Below are 17,611 nucleotides of genomic sequence, written 5' to 3' on the forward strand. Positions count from 1 at the left end.
TGTAAGTTCCTCTCAATTAAACATAGAAGGTACGCTCAGCCAAATAACGCGTTGCGGAAAGTCGGCAGACAATCAGCACCTTGTCTCCTTTTTTAAATTCTTTTCCCTTTTCGGGTTCCAGCAGTAAATAGTGAATCTGGCCGAACTTATCGGTAAATTTTCCTTCGCAAGGTGTACCGGCGACGGCGGCGTGGCCGGTAATAATCGCCATGCCGCCGATAAATTCCTCTTCCCGGAGGGCGGAGCTTTCATCTCTGGGTAGCCAGGGCGCGAGGATTTTTCCGCTGTAATGCACGGCAAAGACCGACAGGACAATGCTCAACGGGACCAGCAGCAGATTGCTGAGCGGCGCTTGCCAGAGCATGATCCCGCCATGCTGGATGAGGATACCGAAGAGGCCGAAATAACCGGCCAATAGACAGAGGACGACCAGGGCGGGAACGCGTCCAATATTCAGATAATGAAGCGCCTGGCCCGCAGGGCCGGATGACAGGGCGTCATAATGATCGAGATGGGCGTCGAGCGCGCCTGAAAGAAAGTGGCCAAAAATCAGCGAAATCATCTCCAGCACGCCGATAAAGAAAACGAACGCGATGGCAAACAGATAGGGGCTGTTATACTCCGCAAATAAGGTCATATTTTCTATCCTTGTCGCCGCCTTCAGAAGGGTGTTCGCGTGATAATTTTCATGCTTGTTATTTCATTGCGTTACAATATCATGTGACCCATATCTCCTTAAGTCCGAAAAGCGATTTATCCGTCGTTATCTTTGGTGAATATTGTGATTTTGCGCATTAAATTTGCGCACGTTATGTATAAAACCGCCGTACATATAGGGAAATACTGAAATTAGAAAAAGCATATAGCCTTAACAGAATTCAATAACTGGAGGGTATGCTGATGAACAACAATAACGTCTATTCACTAAATAATTTTGATTTTCTGGCGCGCAGTTTTGCCAGAATGCAGGCGGAGGGGCGTCCTGTTGATATCCAGGCGGTAACCGGCAATATGGACGAGGAGCACCGCGACTGGTTTTGCAAGCGTTACGCGCTTTACTGCCAGCAGGCGACTCAGGCGAAAAGGTTAGAATTAGAACACTAATGCAGGCTCCCTTATACAGGCGCAGGGCATTATTCAGATCTTATATGAGCGGGCCGTCAGGCCCGTTCACGTTTTTACTCTTGTGGATCGACTGGCGGAATGGCGGGCGCAGGTTTTACTTCTTCAGGCTTGTCGCGAGCTTCCAGTTCGCTGAGGCGTTGCTCCAGCAGCGCCAGTTTTTCCCGGGTGCGCAGCAAGACCTGAGTCTGGACATCAAACTCTTCGCGGCTCACCAGATCGAGACGCGTCAGCTGAGATTGCAGCGTTTGACGGATTTTTTTCTCGATATCTTCCCCGAACTCGCGAATACCTTTCGGCATTGACTCATGAACCTGGCGTGCGATTTGCTCAATTTTTTTCGGGTCAATCATTGTGGTTTCCCTGAACTGGTAAGTGTTAACTCTTATTGTAGTGCGATATGTGGACGCCATAAACCAGAATTGTGTGACGTCATACGGAGTAAAGGCGTTGATGAAGGTAATCAATAGCGTTATAGTTAACCCGCTTATTCTCAGGGCGGGGCGAAATTCCCCACCGGCGGTAAATCAGCGATGTTTAACGCATTTCTCATCACGGCGCGCCGTGACGGAATGCGGAGAGCAGGTTGAAAGCCCGCGAGCGCTTTTTGCCATAGCGAAAAGGTCAGCAGATCCGGTGTAATTCCGGGGCCGACGGTTAAAGTCCGGATGGGAGAGGGTAACGATCCAGTCGGGCATGGACCCGCTCACGTTATTTTTTTGCCGCTTGTCGGCACTCCTAAGACTGCCCTGATTCTGGTAACCATAATGTTAATGAGGTTTTTTTACCATGAATCAGACGCTACTTTCCTCTTTTGGTACGCCTTTTGAACGTGTTGAACTTGCACTGGATGCGCTGCGTGAAGGACGCGGTGTGATGGTGCTTGATGATGAAGATCGTGAAAACGAAGGCGATATGATTTTCCCCGCAGAGACGATGACCGTAGAACAGATGGCGTTAACCATTCGTCACGGTAGCGGTATTGTTTGCCTGTGTATTACTGAAGATCGTCGTAAGCAGCTCGACTTGCCAATGATGGTGGAAAACAACACCAGCGCCTACGGTACCGGTTTTACCGTGACCATTGAAGCCGCAGAAGGCGTGACCACCGGCGTTTCCGCCGCTGACCGTGTCACTACGGTGCGCGCGGCAATTAAGGATGGCGCAAAACCGTCCGATCTTAACCGTCCGGGGCACGTTTTCCCACTGCGCGCTCAGGCGGGCGGCGTGCTGACGCGCGGCGGTCATACGGAGGCGACCATCGATCTGATGACGCTGGCCGGTTTTAAACCTGCAGGTGTACTGTGCGAGTTGACTAACGACGATGGGACGATGGCGCGCGCGCCGGAGTGTATCGCGTTTGCAGGCCAGCATAATATGGCGGTGGTCACGATTGAAGATCTGGTGGCTTACCGCCAGGCGCATGAGCGCAAAGCCAGCTGATCGAACGGATCATGGTTGAAAAAAGCCGATGAGATGTCATCGGCTTTTTTGTATTCCTTCGGTGCCATATCGTTCAGTTTCAAAGAACGACGAATAAGCTGAATGGTAAAATTATTGTGAGAAAAGCAGAGGCCTGAATGCAGACCTCTGCTTTGGTTTATCTATTCAGGTTATTTTCCTCTGGCCAGTTTCAATGCCCAGGCGCCGCTCATCACCAGCAGCAGAATCAGGCACAACCCAAAGGCCAACATACATGCCTGCGCCATGTTCATAAAGTGCCAGGGCGGAAGCAGATACCAGCCTTCGGACTGCTGGTAGAGATCGACAAACCACTGCTGTACGCTACTGAGCGTTACGCCATCAGGGACGATAGGCGCGTCATAACCGCAGTCTCCGGTAGGTTTAAACCACTCCGGTGCCCATTCCGCCAACGGTAAGTTGAAAGGAAAGGTAGGGTCAGTCGAACATCCTTGCACGCCAAAAAGTGAATCGGGGTCCGCATTATGTACCGCATGATGGATACCATTAAGCTTAATAGAAAACTTAATGCCCATAATGCTGCCATAAAACGCCGCGATACAGCCAATCAGCTTCAGCACGATATTTTTGGGATTTATCGCCGCAATCACCCCGCCAATTACCATCACAAACATCGCGTAACGAATGTAAACACACTGTTCGCACGGCGCCATGTAGAGATAGATTTGGAAGAACGAGTGCGCCAGGATAATTAACCCTCCCATCGCGATGGCCATTAACAGCCACAGAAAGCGCTGTTCCTGCCATCTCACCAGCGTATCTACTGGTCTTGCGCGTAGGTCTCGCCATAATCCCTTAATAAAATCCATAATCGTTTCCCTGCTTATTTTTTAGTGGCCAGTTCCCGAACGAGTTCAGCCATAGAATCGATGGATTTGATGTTTTTGGTATAGATAAGGTACTTGCCGTTGACGACGTAAGCCGGAACACCCTGAATTTTGGCAACGTCATAGGCGGCTTTCCATTTTTCCAGAGTCTCCTGAACGGCAGGATCTTTCAGCGCCGCTTCAAAATCAGCCTGGCTCATGCCTGCGGCGTCCAGCCCGGTTTTAATAAATGCCGCCGGATCTTTCCCATCTGACCAGCGCTCTTTCTTATCATGGTAAGCCGTATACCAGGCAAACTTCGCTTTTTTGAATTGTGATTTAGCATCAAATAACGAAATCCCGGCAGCTTTATCTTTGGCGATCAGGACTGCAAATACTTCGCTGGCCTGTTTGCCATATTCGCCTTTTGTTTCCAGGTGGAACGGGGTGAACGTAACGAGATCGGCGACTTTATCAGAAACCGGACCTGTTACGGCTTTGTCATATTTGTAGCAGAAAGGGCAGGCATAGCTAAATACCTTAATCAGCGTTTTATCCGCATTAGGAATCGGTTTCTCCAGAACCATATAATCTGTGCCCTCGGTAAAAGCCGATGCCGCAAAAGGAGTGACCAATGCCGCGGTTAATACTACGCTTTTAAATAAAGAGGTAATCCATTTAGATGACATATTAATTCCTTCCCGTTATTTATTTAAACATTTGCGTTGGATGAACCAGTAATGCACGATAGTGAGTCTGGTTGGGTTTATCCGACAGCACATCAATTTCAACTTTCACTTCTTTCGTTTTATAGTCAATCTCATTCAGTTTGCCGACTGTGGGTTTACCAACGTCGAACAGGTTAATAGAACCGCCAAAGCCGAACATGGTGTCGCGGTCTTTTTGATATTCAACAACCGAGGTAATAGGACTATAGAAATCATATCCACGTTCTTTACCGTATTCCCAAACTTGTTGTACGGTGCCTTTCTTCTCATCGATCTTATATTCGACAAAACGGGAATATTTCATGGTCGGTAGAGCCGGTTGCTCCAGGCCGCGACCATCGCCGTTATCAAAGACCGTTAACGTGCCTTTGCTGGAAAGCCATGCCGTATGTTGGGTATAGGTGAAATCGAAATCGGTGTCCTTACACTTGCCGTTTTCGTCACAGGTCAACGGCTTACCATGATCGTCTACCGGTTTCAGCAATTTACTGGCTAGCTGCTTATTCCAGCCTTTAGACGGTGCCAGTATCCATTTCACCTGCTTATCGCGACCAATTTTTACAATACCCTGATGGCGGGAAGAAAGGATGATGGAGTCGTCTTTCGCGTCATAAGCGATAGAGTTGACGTGCGCCCAGTTACGACCGGCACCAACGCCAAGCGCATCGCCATACGGCGTATCCGGTTCGAGTTTCGCCTGCTGTCCGGCATGGGCCAGATCGACGTTCACGCATACTGCGCCCGCATCCAGCGCGCCGAGCAGCGCATCACGCATAGGGTCGAGGATTTTGGTTAAATCCCAAACGTCTACTACGCGGCCAGACTTATCAACCTCAATGATTTGGTCACGAATCGTATGAACATGTATGCCGTCTTCTTTGCGGTAATCGCGTTTGCCGACGCGCAGCAGTACGGTGCCGTTCACGGTTTCGATGGATTCATGAGACGCATCCAGGAACCCGCGCGGCAGTTTGTGATCGGCAAGAATTTGCCCCATCATGTCAAACTCGTACCAGTGTTGGCCCTGCACCGCGGTAAAGGTGCCGCGAGGCGTTTCACGAATACCCATCAGGTAGCCGCGTTTGTTGATATTCATATCGTGGCCGTCGTAGAAGGTATCTTGATCCAGCCACCAGCGGTATTCACCCTGGGTGTCGACCACAAACGTATAAGGGGCGATATCGAAAGGCAAAGCACCGCCCGCCGGACCGGCATCAAGAATGCCCGCATTTTTATCTTTTTCGCCGTGCCAGTGAAATTCAGCGCCCTGCGGCGTAAAGGTATGGGTATTTACCAGATAAAGGCGATCTTCAAATCCTGGCGCGACTTTAATAACTTTCGTTTGCTGGAGATCTGAAATAGAACGGTTATCCATATAATGGTTGACGATGGCGGACGTCTGCACCACATAGTCATCCTTCATGGCTTTGCCGTTTTCTTTATATTCTACCGTGACGTTGTTGGCAAATTTCTGATAAAGGCCAAAAATAGGAATACCGTCATAGGTTTCTAAAGACTCTTTCCCAACGGTATAAGTAACAGGAACGCCTTTTTCCCCTTTGCCATGTACAGTAACTTTAACGTCTGAAATAATATGGCTATCTAATTCCACCAGCGCGGTGAGAGGGGCATTTCCGTAAGGATCGACAACGACTGCGCCTAATTTTCCCGCGGGCTGTGCCGGTTGAAAACCTGCGGCAAACGTACTGGCTGCGGTGAGTCCGCATGTCAGTGCGACGGCACCGGCAAGTATTGTTTTCCGGTATTGGTCAAACATGGATATATCTCCTTATATACAACTTCTAAATATAATACTTCTGAATATACTATGTTTTTATGAATAATAAATGAGGTAAATGATTGGTCTTTAAATATAAGTCATGATGCTGTTACTTATTTTAAAGTATATTCTGTATCAATATTTTTTAATTGCCTGAGTGAGTCGATAGTAGGAGTGTGATATTTTAAGAACAATATAAATTAGTACGAAGTGTGATCTTATCGACATTGTTTTCTGCTTAATACCTCTTTCATTATTGTGTTTCACCACTGATTTATATGATCAAAATCATTTATTTGTTCCACAAATATGCCAGTATATGAATACGTCAAAATAAGGGTATGTAAAATTTTAACGTTAAATGTTTAGTGATGTTAAATTTTAAGGGTAAAAAGGATGTTTATTGCCTGGTATTGGATAATATTAATCGTTCTGGTGGTAGTAGGGTATATTTGCCATATGAAGCGTTATTGCAGAGCGTTTCGGCAGGACAGAGATGCATTACTTGAAGCGCGAACGAAACGTTTTCGCCAGACGAGCGAAGGCGACAGCGTGATGAATGAGCAGAAATAGCGCATATCCTTGACGGGCAGCCGGATGTTGCCTGGCTAAAGGCCTGCATCCGGCGCGACGTTTCTCTTAACCGATACCTATCGTCTGCAAAATGACGAGACTGAGCCCCATGATGGACATACCGCAAAGCACGCCATAGCTGGGGTTATTGTTAGGATCGATCTCTTTTGCCAGCGGCATCAGTTCATCGACGGAGAGCGCTACCATAATGCCGGCGACTGCCGCCATGATAGCCGCCATAACGATCGGTGAAACCAGGCTGCCCAAAATCAGCCACGCCAGCACGCCGCCAAGAATTTCCGCCATGCCGGAGATACCGGCCCAAAAAATCGCGGTACGTTTTGAGCCCGTCGCGGCATAAACCGGGCCGGCAACCGCCAGACCTTCAGGAATATTGTGCAACGCCACCGCCAGTGCGATGCCGAAACCCAGTTCAAGATTGCTGCTGGCAGTGACAAAGGTGGCGATCCCTTCCGGAAAGTTGTGCAGACTAATGCCGAGCGTCAATAAAATCGCAGTGCGTTTTATCGAGCCGGGAAGCGGCTGCTGCCTTTTTTGCACCAGATCCTGCGGATGAGCGTGAGGAAGCAGGCGGTCCAGCCCGAAGTAGCCCAACAGGCCGATAATAAACATTCCGTAGCCCAGTACAGGCGACATCCCCTCGGTATCAAGCGCGGCGGGCAGCATCTCCATCAGCGAGATGAGCAGCATGATCCCTGCGGCGAAGCCCAGCGAAAAAGCCAGCACGCGGTTAGACGGTTTTTGGCCAAGAACGCCAAGAAACGCGCCAATAAAGGTGGCAGCGCCCGCCAGTAAGGTCAGAATAAGTGGTACTGACATCCATTACTCCTTATCAATTTGCCGTCCGAACCTGACCTTCAAAATAACTGATGATCTTCATCATAGTTATCTGAGTTCTTCCTCTGTGAAGAAAGCGTATGGTGATGTTAACAAAATGTCTTTCCTGTAAGGATAACATCATGTCTTTAACGTGTATGCCAGCATTGTTTTTGGGGCATGGCAGCCCGATGAACGTGCTGGACGATAATGATTATACCCGCGCCTGGCGGCGATTGGGGGAAGCCCTGCCGCGACCACAGGCGATAGTGGTGGTATCGGCGCACTGGTATACCCGTGGGACTGGCGTCACAGCGATGGAAAGGCCGCAAACTCTCCATGATTTTGGCGGTTTTCCGCAGGCGCTGTATGACACGCATTATCCGGCCCCTGGATCGCCTGCGCTGGCGCAGCGTCTGGTTGAACTGTTGGCTCCCGTTCCCGTCGCGCTCGATAAAGAAGCGTGGGGATTTGATCACGGCTCCTGGGGCGTATTGATCAAGATGTACCCGAATGCGGATATCCCGATGGTGCAGCTTAGTGTTGATAGTACCAAACCGGCGGCATGGCATTTTGAGGTGGGCCGTAAACTGGCAACGCTGCGTGACGAAGGCGTGATGCTGGTGGCCAGCGGGAATGTGGTTCATAACCTGCGGACTGTGCGTTGGCACGGTGACAATATACCGTATCCCTGGGCGGCGTCATTTAATGACTTTGTGAAAGCCAACCTGACGTGGCAGGGGCCGGTAGAACAGCACCCGCTGGTGAATTATCTGCAACATGAAGGGGGCGCCTTATCGAACCCGACGCCGGAGCACTTTTTGCCTTTGCTGTATGTACTTGGCGCCTGGGACGGCAAGGAACCTATCACCATCCCGGTCGACGGTATTGAGATGGGCAGTATAAGTATGTTGTCGGTGCAGGTGGGGTAGGCCGGATAAGGCGCGGAATGATTGCCCGATGGCGCTACGCGCATCGGGCTTACAGGAGAATCTATCCTTCGACAAAAATATGCGGATAGAAGCGGGAGAGATCCTGGGTGATCAGCGCCCGATCTTCACGGATACCAATTCCGGCGGGCTGATCGTTAATCAGCCAGCTACCAATCAGGGTGTAACTGTCGCCGAATTTTGGCAGCGGATAGAACTGTTGCACGATCATACCCTCTTCGCCATACGGGCCTTCCACGGATTCGATCGTTTTACCGTTTTCAATAATCGATACGTTCGCCCCTTCGCGGGAGAAGATCGGTTTCACGACATATTTATCCATTGGCGGATGTTCGTCTTCGGCGAAATACGCAGGCAACAGATTCGGATGGTCCGGGAACATCTCCCACAACAGCGGCAATAACGCTTTATTGGAGATAATGCTTTTCCAGGCCGGTTCCAGCCAGCGCACGCCGGCATCTTCCAGCTTGGTGGAAAACATCTCGCGCAGCATAAATTCCCACGGATAGAGCTTGAACAGGTTCGCAATGACCTGATCCTGCAGATCCGTAAATTGGCCTTTTTCCCCCAGACCAATATCGTCGATATAGAGAAATTCGGTGGCGATTTCCGCTTCGGCCGCGCAATCCTGTAAATACTGAATGGTGCCGCGATCCTCAACCGTATCGCGACAGCAGGTGAGATGCAGCAACTGAAAACCGTACTGTTCGCGAAGTTCAGCAAAGCGTTCAATCAGCTTTTCCTGCAGGCTATTAAACTGATCGCTGCCTTCCGGCAGATTGCCCGCGTTGATCTGATCTTCCAGCCAAATCCACTGGAAAAACGCCGCTTCATACAGCGACGTTGGCGTGTCGGCATTATTTTCGAGCAGCTTAGGCTCGCCGATGCCGTCCCAGGCCAGATCGAGGCGGGAATAGAGCGACGGTTGTTGCGTTTGCCAGGACTGGCGAACAAAACCCCAGGTATGTTTTGGAATACGAAACTTCGTCATCAGCTCATCGCTGGCGATGACGCGTTCTACTACCTTGAGGCACATCTGGTGCAGCTCGGCGGTAACGTCTTCCAGTTTTTCCACCTGGGCGAGCGTTAACTTGTAATAAGCGTCTTCACACCAGTACGGTTCACCATACATAGTGTGAAAATTAAACCCGTATTCAGTCGCTTTATCGCGCCAGTCCGGACGCTCGGTAATACTGACTCTTTCCATGCGTATCAGCCGCCCATCGAACGTGTTGAAGTACCGGCAGCGCTACGCTGCATGGTGCTCTGTTTGGCGACGGATTCGCCAAAACCGCCGCGGGTAACGGTTGTTGTGGTGGCCGGTTTCGGCGCCATCGCGGTTTTCGGTACGGTCATTGTCCGGCCCGGTTGCGCCGCGCCGTAGTTTTTACCTGCCGCATCGGTATATTTGCCGTATGCAGGGCTGGCCGGGTTTTTCGAGCTAAACAGCGGCTGTTGCGCAAAGCCTGCGCCGCCGCCCATCAGACGCCCCATCATGTAACCTGCCATAAGCGGCATCCAGAAACTGCCGCTGGATTGTTGGGCCTGCGCCTGATTTTCCGGCGCCATGCCAGCCTGTGCGGGCGCTTGCTGGCACTGACCTTCGCCAAACTCGGCGACGCAATCTTCGCGTGTAGCGTACTTAGGCGCAGTACGTTCGGCCTCTTTCAGCGCATTGTTATACGCGGTTGTACACTCCGCGCTTTTGCCCGGATTCGCCGCTGAACAGTCATCAGCGTTTTGATACAGCGATACGGTTTCATCGCTTTTTTCACAGCCAGCCAGCATAAAAACAGCCGTAACCGCCAGGGCGACCGGCGTTAAATGCCGCGCGCTCCAGCTTTTGCGAAATGATGCGTGATGGATGGATTTTGTCCGTTTCATATTTGTCTTCCAGGACCCAGTGGTAAATACAACATGCGTTCAGAATAGAGGATGACTGGTCGAAATTGAAGCGAGAAAAGGCGAGAATGCGGCGGAATAGCAGGATCTTTACGTTGTCTTACGTTCAGGCGCGGCTTCATGACAGGTAGCGCCGCGCTTACCAGACCTATAAGGGCACAGGTCTGATAAGCGCAGCGCCAGCGAATAACTTATCAATGCCGGAATGGATTGCCGTTATTGCTGTTGGCGCGAGCGGCGGTCGGCTGTACTGCCGGCGCGGCGCTATGGGCATTATAACCGTCTGCGGCGGCATCCTGATCTGGCGTTTCCGGCGCTACGCTTTCCGGCGACGTCGGGATAGGTTTACCCAACGTACTGTTAAGCGCGAGCAGATCCTGCTCGTTCAGCGTACCGAGCGCATATTTGATATTTAACTGATTAATCAAATAGGTATAACGCGCGTTGGCCAGTTGCTGCTTGGCATCATACAGAGTGGTGGTGGCATCCAGTACGTCAACAATGGTACGTGTACCGACCGAGTAACCGGCTTCCATTGCATCCAAAGAACTTTGCGCGGAAACGACTGCCTGTTTATACGCGTTGATGCTGCTGATGGAGGCGTTAATATTGTTAAAGGAAGAACGTACGGTCTGCACCACGCTACGGTGCGCGCTTTCCAGCTGTTCGCTTGCGCCGACGAAGTTATACTGCGCCTGTTTTACCTGTGAGTTAACCATCCCGCCTTGATACAGCGGCAGGGAGAAGTTCAGGCCGATTTTATTCTGCCCCATATTGCTATCGTCGTACTGGGTGGAGTTGGTTTTAGAACCGCTATAAGAGGTATCAGAAATGCCGGTTGAGGCCGTTAAATTCAGCGTCGGCAGATGGCCATCCTGCGCCTGACGGATTTGCTCGCGCGCCAGATCCTGACTTAAACGCGCCTGCAACAGCGACAGGTTACGGTTTTCCGCTTCCTTCAGCAGCGCATTAACAGCTTTGGGTTTGTCGGTTTTAAAATGCTCGACGTTAAGCGACGCCAGCTCCGGGTAATAATTGCCGGTCACCTGGCGCAGCTCTTCTACCGCGTTATCCAGGTTGTTGCGGGCGGTCACTTCATTCGCCAGTACGGTATCATATTGCGCACGGGCGTTTTGCACGTCGGTAATGGCGACCAGACCCACGTTAAAACGTTGCGTCGTTTGATCTAACTGACGGTAGATAGCCTCTTTTTGCGCCTGGGTATAGGAAAGCACATCAATAGCGTTCAATACCTTAAAATACGCGTTCGCGGTATTGAGGATCAGCGTCTGCTGATCGGTCTGATAGGTGACATCCTGAATGCCTGCTGCTTTTTCTTGCAGGGTGAGCCCACGCCATTTCGACATATCAAATAGCGTCTGCGTTAATTGCAGAGAAGCGCTGGTTTCATTGGAGTTGATACCGTTCGCATCGCGATAACCGTTGCTGTAGGTGTAGTCGGCACCTAAACCCAGTTGCGGCAGTAAAGGACTACGCGCTTCGTTAATTTTTTCGAATGCAGCATCGCGATCGGCAGCGGATTTACGCAATTCCGGGTTGCTCAGGCGTGCTTGCTGATAAACTTGCATCAGGTTCTCTGCCTGGCTTAGTGTGCTGAACCCCGACAGGCTCAGGCCGATAAGGATGGGGAGCAATTTCTTCATTTGCATTCCTTGTTGTGAAGCAGTATTTAGCGCTGATCAATTTGTAAAAATAATTGCTGATTCTAGCAGAATCCGCCACTGCAAAAAGTTGGCGTTACGTGCCATACGAGCCTTAATTGGCACCAATTTACCACAAGGGTGATAAAACAGCAGTCAACCACCCTTGAAATTCATCATTTAATCATTATTGCTAGCAGGGCAGCACAATGCGTAAATCAGACAACTTGCCAGTTACTTTCACCAAAAGCGATGTAGAAATTATTGCACGGGAAACGCGCTATCGCGGTTTTTTTTCATTGGATGTGTATCGATTCCGCCATCGTTTATTCAACGGAGAAATGAGTGGCGAGGTAAAGCGCGAAATTTTTGAGCGCGGGCACGCCGCCGTCTTGCTACCCTTTGACCCTGAACGCGACGAGGTGGTGCTGGTCGAACAGATTCGTATTGCCGCGTATGACACAAGCGTTACGCCGTGGCTGCTGGAGATGGTCGCCGGCATGATAGAAGAAGGCGAAACCATTGAGGCGGTCGCCCGGCGGGAGGCGATGGAAGAAGCGGGGCTGACCGTGGGCCGCACCCGACCGGTCATCAGTTACCTGGCGAGCCCAGGAGGAACCAGCGAGCGCTCATCTATTCTGGTGGGTGAAGTGGACGCCACGACCGCGGCAGGTATTCATGGTCTGGCGGATGAAAACGAAGATATTCGGGTTCATGTGGTAAGCCGGGAGCAGGCATACCAGTGGGTAGAAGAGGGGAAAATCGACAACGCAGCCGCAGTCATCGCTTTGCAATGGCTTCAGTTGCATCATCAAGAGTTAAAAAACGAGTGGAAAAAATGAAGCGTTATACACCTGACTTCCCAGAAATGATGCGTTTGTGCGAAACCAATTTTTCGCAATTGCGCCGCCTGCTGCCGCGCAATGACGCCCCCGGTGAAACGGTGAGCTATCAGGTGGGCAACGTACAATATCGGTTAACGATTGTGGAATCGACCCGATACACTACGCTTGTAACGATCGAGCAAACGGCGCCAGCCATCACCTACTGGAGCCTGCCGTCGCTGACGGTGCGCCTCTACCATGATGCGATGGTGGCTGAAGTGTGTTCAAGCCAGCAGATCTTTCGCTTCAAAGCGCGGTATGATTATCCAAATAAAAAGTTGCATCAACGCGACGAAAAGCATCAAATTAATCAGTTTCTGGCCGACTGGCTACGATTCTGTTTAGCACATGGAGCGATGGCGATTCCGGTTTATTAGCGTCGTGAAACCTAAGGACACCATTTGGAAAGCCTGTTAACCCTACCTCTGGCTGGTGAGGCCCGAGTCAGGATTTTACAAATTACAGATACTCACCTGTTTGCCGAAAAGCATGAAACGCTGTTAGGCGTCAATACCTGGGAAAGTTACCAGGCCGTGCTGGAGGCTATTCGGGCGCAACAGTATGAATATGATCTGATCGTGGCCACCGGCGATCTGGCGCAGGATCAATCCGCTGCGGCTTATCAGCATTTTGCTGAGGGTATCGCAAGCTTTCGCGCGCCTTGCGTTTGGCTACCGGGCAATCACGATTTTCAGCCGGCAATGTACAGCGCGCTGCAAGAGGCGGGGATTTCCCCGGCTAAACGCGTGTTAATCGGTGAACAATGGCAGATTTTGTTGCTGGATAGCCAGGTGTTTGGCGTCCCGCATGGCGAACTGAGCGAGTTCCAACTGGAATGGCTTGAGCGTAAGCTCGCCGATGCGCCAGAGAGACAGACATTGCTCCTGTTGCACCACCATCCGTTGCCGGCAGGGTGCAGTTGGTTGGATCAGCACAGCTTGCGTAATGCCGGTGAGCTGGATAGCGTGCTGGCGAATTTCCCGCGAGTAAAATATCTGTTATGCGGACATATTCACCAGGAGCTGGATCTTGACTGGAACGGTCGCCGTCTGCTGGCGTCGCCGTCAACCTGCGTACAGTTCAAACCGCACTGCGCGAACTTTACGCTGGATACTATCGCGCCGGGCTGGCGTACGCTGGAGCTCCAGGCGAACGGCGTCCTGGAGACGGAAGTGCATCGCCTGCAGGATACCCGGTTCCGACCCGATACCGCTTCGGAAGGATACTGATGTCTACGCTTCTCTATTTGCACGGATTCAACAGTTCCCCTCGCTCGGCAAAAGCGTGCCAGCTAAAAAACTGGCTGGCGGAGCGTCATCCGCATGTTGAGATGATCGTCCCTCAACTACCGCCGTATCCTGCCGATGCGGCGGAGTTGCTGGAATCTCTCGTACTTGAGCATGGCGGTGCGCCATTAGGGCTGGTAGGATCGTCGCTGGGTGGTTATTACGCCACCTGGCTGTCGCAATGTTTTATGCTGCCGGCTGTGGTGGTGAATCCCGCCGTGCGGCCCTTTGAATTACTGACCGACTATCTCGGTCAGAACGAGAACCCCTACACCGGGCAGCAATATGTGCTAGAGTCTCGCCATATTTATGATCTTAAAGTCATGCAGATTGACCCGCTGGAAGCGCCGGACCTGATCTGGCTACTGCAACAGACGGGCGATGAAGTGCTGGATTACCGCCAGGCGGTGGCATATTACGCCTCCTGCCGTCAGACAGTGACCGAGGGGGGTAATCATGCATTCACGGGCTTCGAAGATTATTTCAACCAGATTGTCGATTTTCTTGGACTGCACAGTTGCTGACAATCAATTCGAATTGCTAATTAAACCATGACGCAAACTTATAACGCTGATGCCATTGAGGTACTCACTGGGCTTGAGCCGGTACGCCGCCGCCCGGGGATGTACACCGATACGACCCGCCCCAACCATTTGGGTCAGGAAGTGATTGATAATAGTGTGGATGAAGCACTGGCAGGTCACGCCAAACGCGTGGATGTCATTTTACATGCCGATCAATCGCTGGAAGTGATTGACGACGGACGCGGGATGCCGGTGGATATCCATCCGGAAGAGGGGGTTCCGGCGGTAGAACTGATCCTCTGTCGACTTCATGCCGGCGGTAAATTCTCCAATAAGAACTATCAGTTCTCTGGTGGTCTGCATGGGGTGGGGATTTCGGTAGTGAATGCCCTGTCAAAGCGCGTGGAAGTGACCGTGCGCCGCGACGGTCAGGTCTATAACATCGCGTTTGAAAACGGCGAAAAAGTGCAGGATTTGCAGGTTGTCGGCACCTGCGGTAAACGTAATACTGGCACCAGCGTGCATTTCTGGCCGGACGAAAGTTTCTTCGACAGCCCGCGTTTTTCTGTCTCTCGCTTAATGCACGTTCTGAAAGCAAAAGCGGTGCTGTGTCCCGGTGTGGAAATCACTTTTAAAGATGAAGTGAATAACAGCGAGCAGCGCTGGTGCTACCAGGATGGTCTGAACGACTATCTGGGCGAAGCGGTAAACGGCCTGCCGACGCTGCCGGAAAAACCGTTTATCGGTAATTTTAACGGTGAAACGGAAGCGGTTGACTGGGCGCTATTATGGCTGCCGGAAGGCGGCGAATTACTCACAGAAAGCTACGTCAACCTGATCCCGACCATGCAGGGGGGGACGCACGTCAACGGTCTGCGTCAGGGCCTGCTCGACGCGATGCGCGAATTTTGCGAATACCGCAATATTCTGCCGCGCGGCGTCAAACTGTCGGCGGAAGATATCTGGGATCGCTGCGCTTATGTGCTCTCCGTGAAAATGCAGGACCCGCAATTTGCCGGGCAGACCAAAGAGCGTCTGTCGTCGCGTCAATGTGCGGCATTTGTTTCCGGCGTGGTGAAAGATGCCTTCAGCCTGTGGCTGAACCAGAACGTGCAGGCGGCGGAACAACTGGCAGAGATGGCGATTGCCAGCGCGCAGCGGCGACTGCGCGCCGCAAAAAAAGTGGTACGCAAAAAGCTCACCAGCGGTCCGGCGTTGCCGGGGAAACTGGCGGACTGTACCGCGCAGGATCTTAATCGGACCGAGCTGTTCCTTGTGGAAGGGGATTCGGCAGGCGGTTCCGCCAAGCAGGCGCGCGATCGCGAATATCAGGCGATCATGCCGCTCAAAGGTAAGATCCTTAACACCTGGGAAGTCTCTTCCGATGAAGTGCTGGCCTCGCAAGAGGTGCATGATATTTCCGTGGCGATCGGTATCGATCCGGACAGCGACGATCTGAGTCAGCTGCGCTACGGCAAGATCTGTATCCTGGCGGATGCGGACTCCGATGGTTTGCATATCGCTACTCTGCTTTGCGCGCTGTTTGTCAGACATTTCCGCGCGCTGGTGAAGAATGGTCATGTCTACGTCGCGCTACCGCCGCTGTACCGTATCGATTTGGGTAAAGAGGTCTATTACGCGCTGACAGAAGAAGAGAAGGCGGGCGTACTGGAACAACTGAAGCGTAAGAAAGGCAAGCCGAACGTCCAGCGTTTCAAAGGCCTGGGTGAAATGAACCCGATGCAGTTACGCGAAACCACGCTTGATCCGAATACTCGCCGCCTGGTGCAGCTCACCATTAGCGATGAAGACGATCAGCGTACTAACGCGATGATGGATATGCTGCTGGCGAAGAAACGTTCTGAAGATCGACGCAACTGGCTACAGGAAAAAGGCGATCTCGCGGATCTCGACGTGTAACGGTTGTTGCACGCTTTATCCGGTCTGCGCGGCGCAGGCCGGATAAGCGAATCCGACATGACGCCGCAGCCTGATGGCGACACTTGCGCATCGCATCAGGGCGACGTCAGACGAGGGTAATAACTTAAACGCCGGATTCCAGAATACGAATATTCATTTCCAGCACATCGTCTTTTACCGCGTCGCTGTAGGCTTTCATATGCGGGGTTTGCAGATGTGCCTCAAGGTGCGCAACGCTTTCCCACTGTTCAATCATCACGATCGAGTCAGGCGCCAGAGTCTGAAAACTCACGCCCGCGGCATGATCCACCATCGGCGCGTAACCGTGGCACCCCTCTTCTTTAAGAACGGTTGGAATAATTTTCGCAAACTGGTCGAGGACTGCCTGACGGTGATGTTGGCCCGGACGCGTGCGAATTTCGGCAATGACGGTAAGCATGGTTAACTCCTTCTAATTCCAGGATGACCAGTTAAGCAAAAATTTCGCTCAGATGCTTGCGATATTCTGCGGTATAGCGCGGAACATCCGGCATTTTAATCACGTCGTTGGCAATAAACGTTGGCAGCGCGTCCATGCCCAGGAACTGGTTGGCTTTATGGAATGGCAGATAGACGCCATCTACGCCTACGCCGTGGAAAAACTGATCTTTTTCGGTAAATGCTTCCATCGGCGCGTTCCACGTCAGTGACAGCATATATTTTTTCCCCTGCACCAGACCGCCGGAACCGTACTTTTTAGCGGCATCGGAACGCGTGCGGCCATCGCTGGCATAGAGCGTACCGTGACCTTCGGTAAAGACATCATCCATATATTTTTTTACTGTCCATGGCGCGCCCATCCACCAGCCTGGCATCTGCCAAATCACCACGTCAGCCCAGACGAAATTCTGCACCTCTTCTTTAATGTCATAGTCGCTGTCGGCGCGGACGATCTTAACCTGATGACCCAGATCGCGCAGCAGCCCATCGGCAACTTCGGTCAGGGTGTCATTCAACTGGCCGTTGGAGTGCGCGAATTTTTTCGCCCCGTTGATAATCAGGATGTTACTCATTTTGTGTCCTCAAGAAATGCGTTTGCTGCTGATTCTACGCTGACGGGCGGTGCGGTGAAATTAGCAAAATGTGCAAAGTCTTTTGCGTTTTTGGCAAAAATCTC

20 protein-coding genes and 1 riboswitch are annotated in these 17,611 nt (G+C 51.6%); of the genes, 9 read left to right on the plus strand and 11 right to left on the minus strand.

Translation table 11 applies throughout. From position 1 onward, the window contains the following. Positions 1 to 16: 16 nt before the first annotated feature. A complete protein-coding gene (locus ACLJNW_RS08490) occupies positions 17 to 637 on the minus strand; it encodes an OB-fold-containig protein (protein WP_000171739.1) in 621 nt (206 codons plus the stop codon). A 257-nt stretch (positions 638 to 894) separates the two neighbouring features. Here ACLJNW_RS08490 and glgS point away from each other — a divergent pair, with 257 nt between their 5' ends. After that, the gene (glgS, locus tag ACLJNW_RS08495) at positions 895 to 1,104 is read left to right on the plus strand and encodes a cell surface composition regulator GlgS (protein ID WP_000928927.1); all 210 of its coding nucleotides are present in this window, start codon (positions 895 to 897) and stop codon (positions 1,102 to 1,104) included. 74 nt (positions 1,105 to 1,178) lie between these two features. On the opposite strand, the gene ubiK is transcribed toward glgS, so the two are convergent. Next, positions 1,179 to 1,475 carry a ubiquinone biosynthesis accessory factor UbiK gene (ubiK, locus tag ACLJNW_RS08500; RefSeq protein ID WP_000566824.1) on the minus strand — a complete coding sequence of 99 codons (297 nt, stop codon included), beginning with the start codon at positions 1,473 to 1,475 and terminating at the stop codon, positions 1,179 to 1,181. 132 nt (positions 1,476 to 1,607) lie between these two features. Next, positions 1,608 to 1,806: riboswitch (FMN riboswitch) on the plus strand. A 105-nt stretch (positions 1,807 to 1,911) separates the two neighbouring features. Here ubiK and ribB point away from each other — a divergent pair. After that, positions 1,912 to 2,565 (plus strand): 3,4-dihydroxy-2-butanone-4-phosphate synthase, encoded by a 654-nt coding sequence (ribB, locus tag ACLJNW_RS08505; RefSeq protein WP_001076978.1) that lies wholly within the window; start codon positions 1,912 to 1,914, stop codon positions 2,563 to 2,565. A gap of 170 nt (positions 2,566 to 2,735) precedes the next feature. Here the strand turns inward: ribB and dsbI are convergent, their stop codons facing one another. From dsbI to ACLJNW_RS08520, 3 genes are read right to left on the minus strand one after another with little or no spacing between them, the layout of a single operon-like run. Further along, positions 2,736 to 3,413, minus strand: coding sequence for a protein-disulfide oxidoreductase DsbI (dsbI, locus tag ACLJNW_RS08510; protein ID WP_000345576.1), 678 nt, complete (start codon positions 3,411 to 3,413; stop codon positions 2,736 to 2,738). Between the two features lie 14 nt (positions 3,414 to 3,427). Beyond that, positions 3,428 to 4,099, minus strand: coding sequence for a thiol:disulfide interchange protein DsbA/DsbL (locus tag ACLJNW_RS08515; protein WP_000096232.1), 672 nt, complete (start codon positions 4,097 to 4,099; stop codon positions 3,428 to 3,430). Between the two features lie 19 nt (positions 4,100 to 4,118). Further along, on the minus strand, positions 4,119 to 5,915 hold the full coding sequence (locus ACLJNW_RS08520) for an aryl-sulfate sulfotransferase (RefSeq protein WP_000460259.1): 1,797 nt from the start codon (positions 5,913 to 5,915) through the stop codon (positions 4,119 to 4,121). A gap of 399 nt (positions 5,916 to 6,314) precedes the next feature. On the opposite strand from ACLJNW_RS08520, the gene ACLJNW_RS08525 reads away from it, so the two are divergent. Continuing rightward, complete coding sequence (locus tag ACLJNW_RS08525; protein WP_000469259.1) at positions 6,315 to 6,491, plus strand: hypothetical protein; 177 nt, start codon at positions 6,315 to 6,317, stop codon at positions 6,489 to 6,491. A gap of 66 nt (positions 6,492 to 6,557) precedes the next feature. Here ACLJNW_RS08525 and zupT read toward each other — a convergent pair whose 3' ends face one another. Beyond that, positions 6,558 to 7,331 carry a zinc transporter ZupT gene (zupT, locus tag ACLJNW_RS08530; RefSeq protein WP_000115874.1) on the minus strand — a complete coding sequence of 258 codons (774 nt, stop codon included), beginning with the start codon at positions 7,329 to 7,331 and terminating at the stop codon, positions 6,558 to 6,560. A 140-nt stretch (positions 7,332 to 7,471) separates the two neighbouring features. On the opposite strand from zupT, the gene ygiD reads away from it, so the two are divergent. Continuing rightward, a complete protein-coding gene (gene ygiD / locus ACLJNW_RS08535) occupies positions 7,472 to 8,260 on the plus strand; it encodes a 4,5-DOPA dioxygenase extradiol (protein WP_001520560.1) in 789 nt (262 codons plus the stop codon). A 61-nt stretch (positions 8,261 to 8,321) separates the two neighbouring features. Here ygiD and ACLJNW_RS08540 read toward each other — a convergent pair whose 3' ends face one another. The 3 genes from ACLJNW_RS08540 to tolC all read right to left on the minus strand — a co-directional run bounded on the left by ACLJNW_RS08540 (position 8,322) and on the right by tolC (position 11,850). Further along, positions 8,322 to 9,485, minus strand: a complete 1,164-nt coding sequence (locus tag ACLJNW_RS08540; RefSeq protein WP_000442833.1) for a glutathionylspermidine synthase family protein — start codon at positions 9,483 to 9,485, stop codon at positions 8,322 to 8,324. A gap of 5 nt (positions 9,486 to 9,490) precedes the next feature. After that, positions 9,491 to 10,162, minus strand: a complete 672-nt coding sequence (locus tag ACLJNW_RS08545; RefSeq protein ID WP_000831528.1) for a DUF1190 family protein — start codon at positions 10,160 to 10,162, stop codon at positions 9,491 to 9,493. Positions 10,163 to 10,374: 212 nt separating this feature from the next. Then, positions 10,375 to 11,850: an outer membrane channel protein TolC gene (tolC, locus tag ACLJNW_RS08550; protein WP_014343899.1), complete on the minus strand. Its 1,476-nt coding sequence runs from the start codon at positions 11,848 to 11,850 to the stop codon at positions 10,375 to 10,377. A 200-nt stretch (positions 11,851 to 12,050) separates the two neighbouring features. Here tolC and nudF point away from each other — a divergent pair, with 200 nt between their 5' ends. Genes nudF through parE form a run of 5 tightly spaced genes read left to right on the plus strand, consistent with a single transcriptional unit; the run spans position 12,051 to position 16,455 of the window. Beyond that, on the plus strand, positions 12,051 to 12,683 hold the full coding sequence (gene nudF / locus ACLJNW_RS08555) for an ADP-ribose diphosphatase (RefSeq protein WP_001231950.1): 633 nt from the start codon (positions 12,051 to 12,053) through the stop codon (positions 12,681 to 12,683). Next, positions 12,680 to 13,102 carry a DUF1249 family protein gene (locus ACLJNW_RS08560; protein WP_000833404.1) on the plus strand — a complete coding sequence of 141 codons (423 nt, stop codon included), beginning with the start codon at positions 12,680 to 12,682 and terminating at the stop codon, positions 13,100 to 13,102. The genes nudF and ACLJNW_RS08560 overlap by 4 nt, the downstream gene beginning before the upstream one ends. Positions 13,103 to 13,126: 24 nt before the next feature. After that, positions 13,127 to 13,954 (plus strand): 3',5'-cyclic-AMP phosphodiesterase, encoded by an 828-nt coding sequence (gene cpdA / locus ACLJNW_RS08565; RefSeq protein WP_000444734.1) that lies wholly within the window; start codon positions 13,127 to 13,129, stop codon positions 13,952 to 13,954. Further along, positions 13,954 to 14,535, plus strand: a complete 582-nt coding sequence (gene yqiA, locus ACLJNW_RS08570) for an esterase YqiA (RefSeq protein WP_000105725.1) — start codon at positions 13,954 to 13,956, stop codon at positions 14,533 to 14,535. Before cpdA ends, yqiA begins: the two co-directional genes overlap by 1 nt. A gap of 27 nt (positions 14,536 to 14,562) precedes the next feature. After that, positions 14,563 to 16,455 (plus strand): DNA topoisomerase IV subunit B, encoded by a 1,893-nt coding sequence (parE, locus tag ACLJNW_RS08575; RefSeq protein ID WP_000195318.1) that lies wholly within the window; start codon positions 14,563 to 14,565, stop codon positions 16,453 to 16,455. A gap of 124 nt (positions 16,456 to 16,579) precedes the next feature. Here the strand turns inward: parE and ACLJNW_RS08580 are convergent, their stop codons facing one another. Together ACLJNW_RS08580 and ACLJNW_RS08585 are read right to left on the minus strand one after the other, a co-directional pair. Next, positions 16,580 to 16,894, minus strand: a complete 315-nt coding sequence (locus tag ACLJNW_RS08580; protein WP_000958587.1) for a putative quinol monooxygenase — start codon at positions 16,892 to 16,894, stop codon at positions 16,580 to 16,582. Positions 16,895 to 16,925: 31 nt separating this feature from the next. Beyond that, positions 16,926 to 17,507 carry an NAD(P)H-dependent oxidoreductase gene (locus ACLJNW_RS08585; protein ID WP_000065416.1) on the minus strand — a complete coding sequence of 194 codons (582 nt, stop codon included), beginning with the start codon at positions 17,505 to 17,507 and terminating at the stop codon, positions 16,926 to 16,928. Positions 17,508 to 17,611 lie beyond the last annotated feature (104 nt).

This window comes from Salmonella sp. SAL4457 (assembly GCF_046548235.1).
Classification (GTDB): Bacteria; Pseudomonadota; Gammaproteobacteria; order Enterobacterales; family Enterobacteriaceae; genus Salmonella; species Salmonella enterica.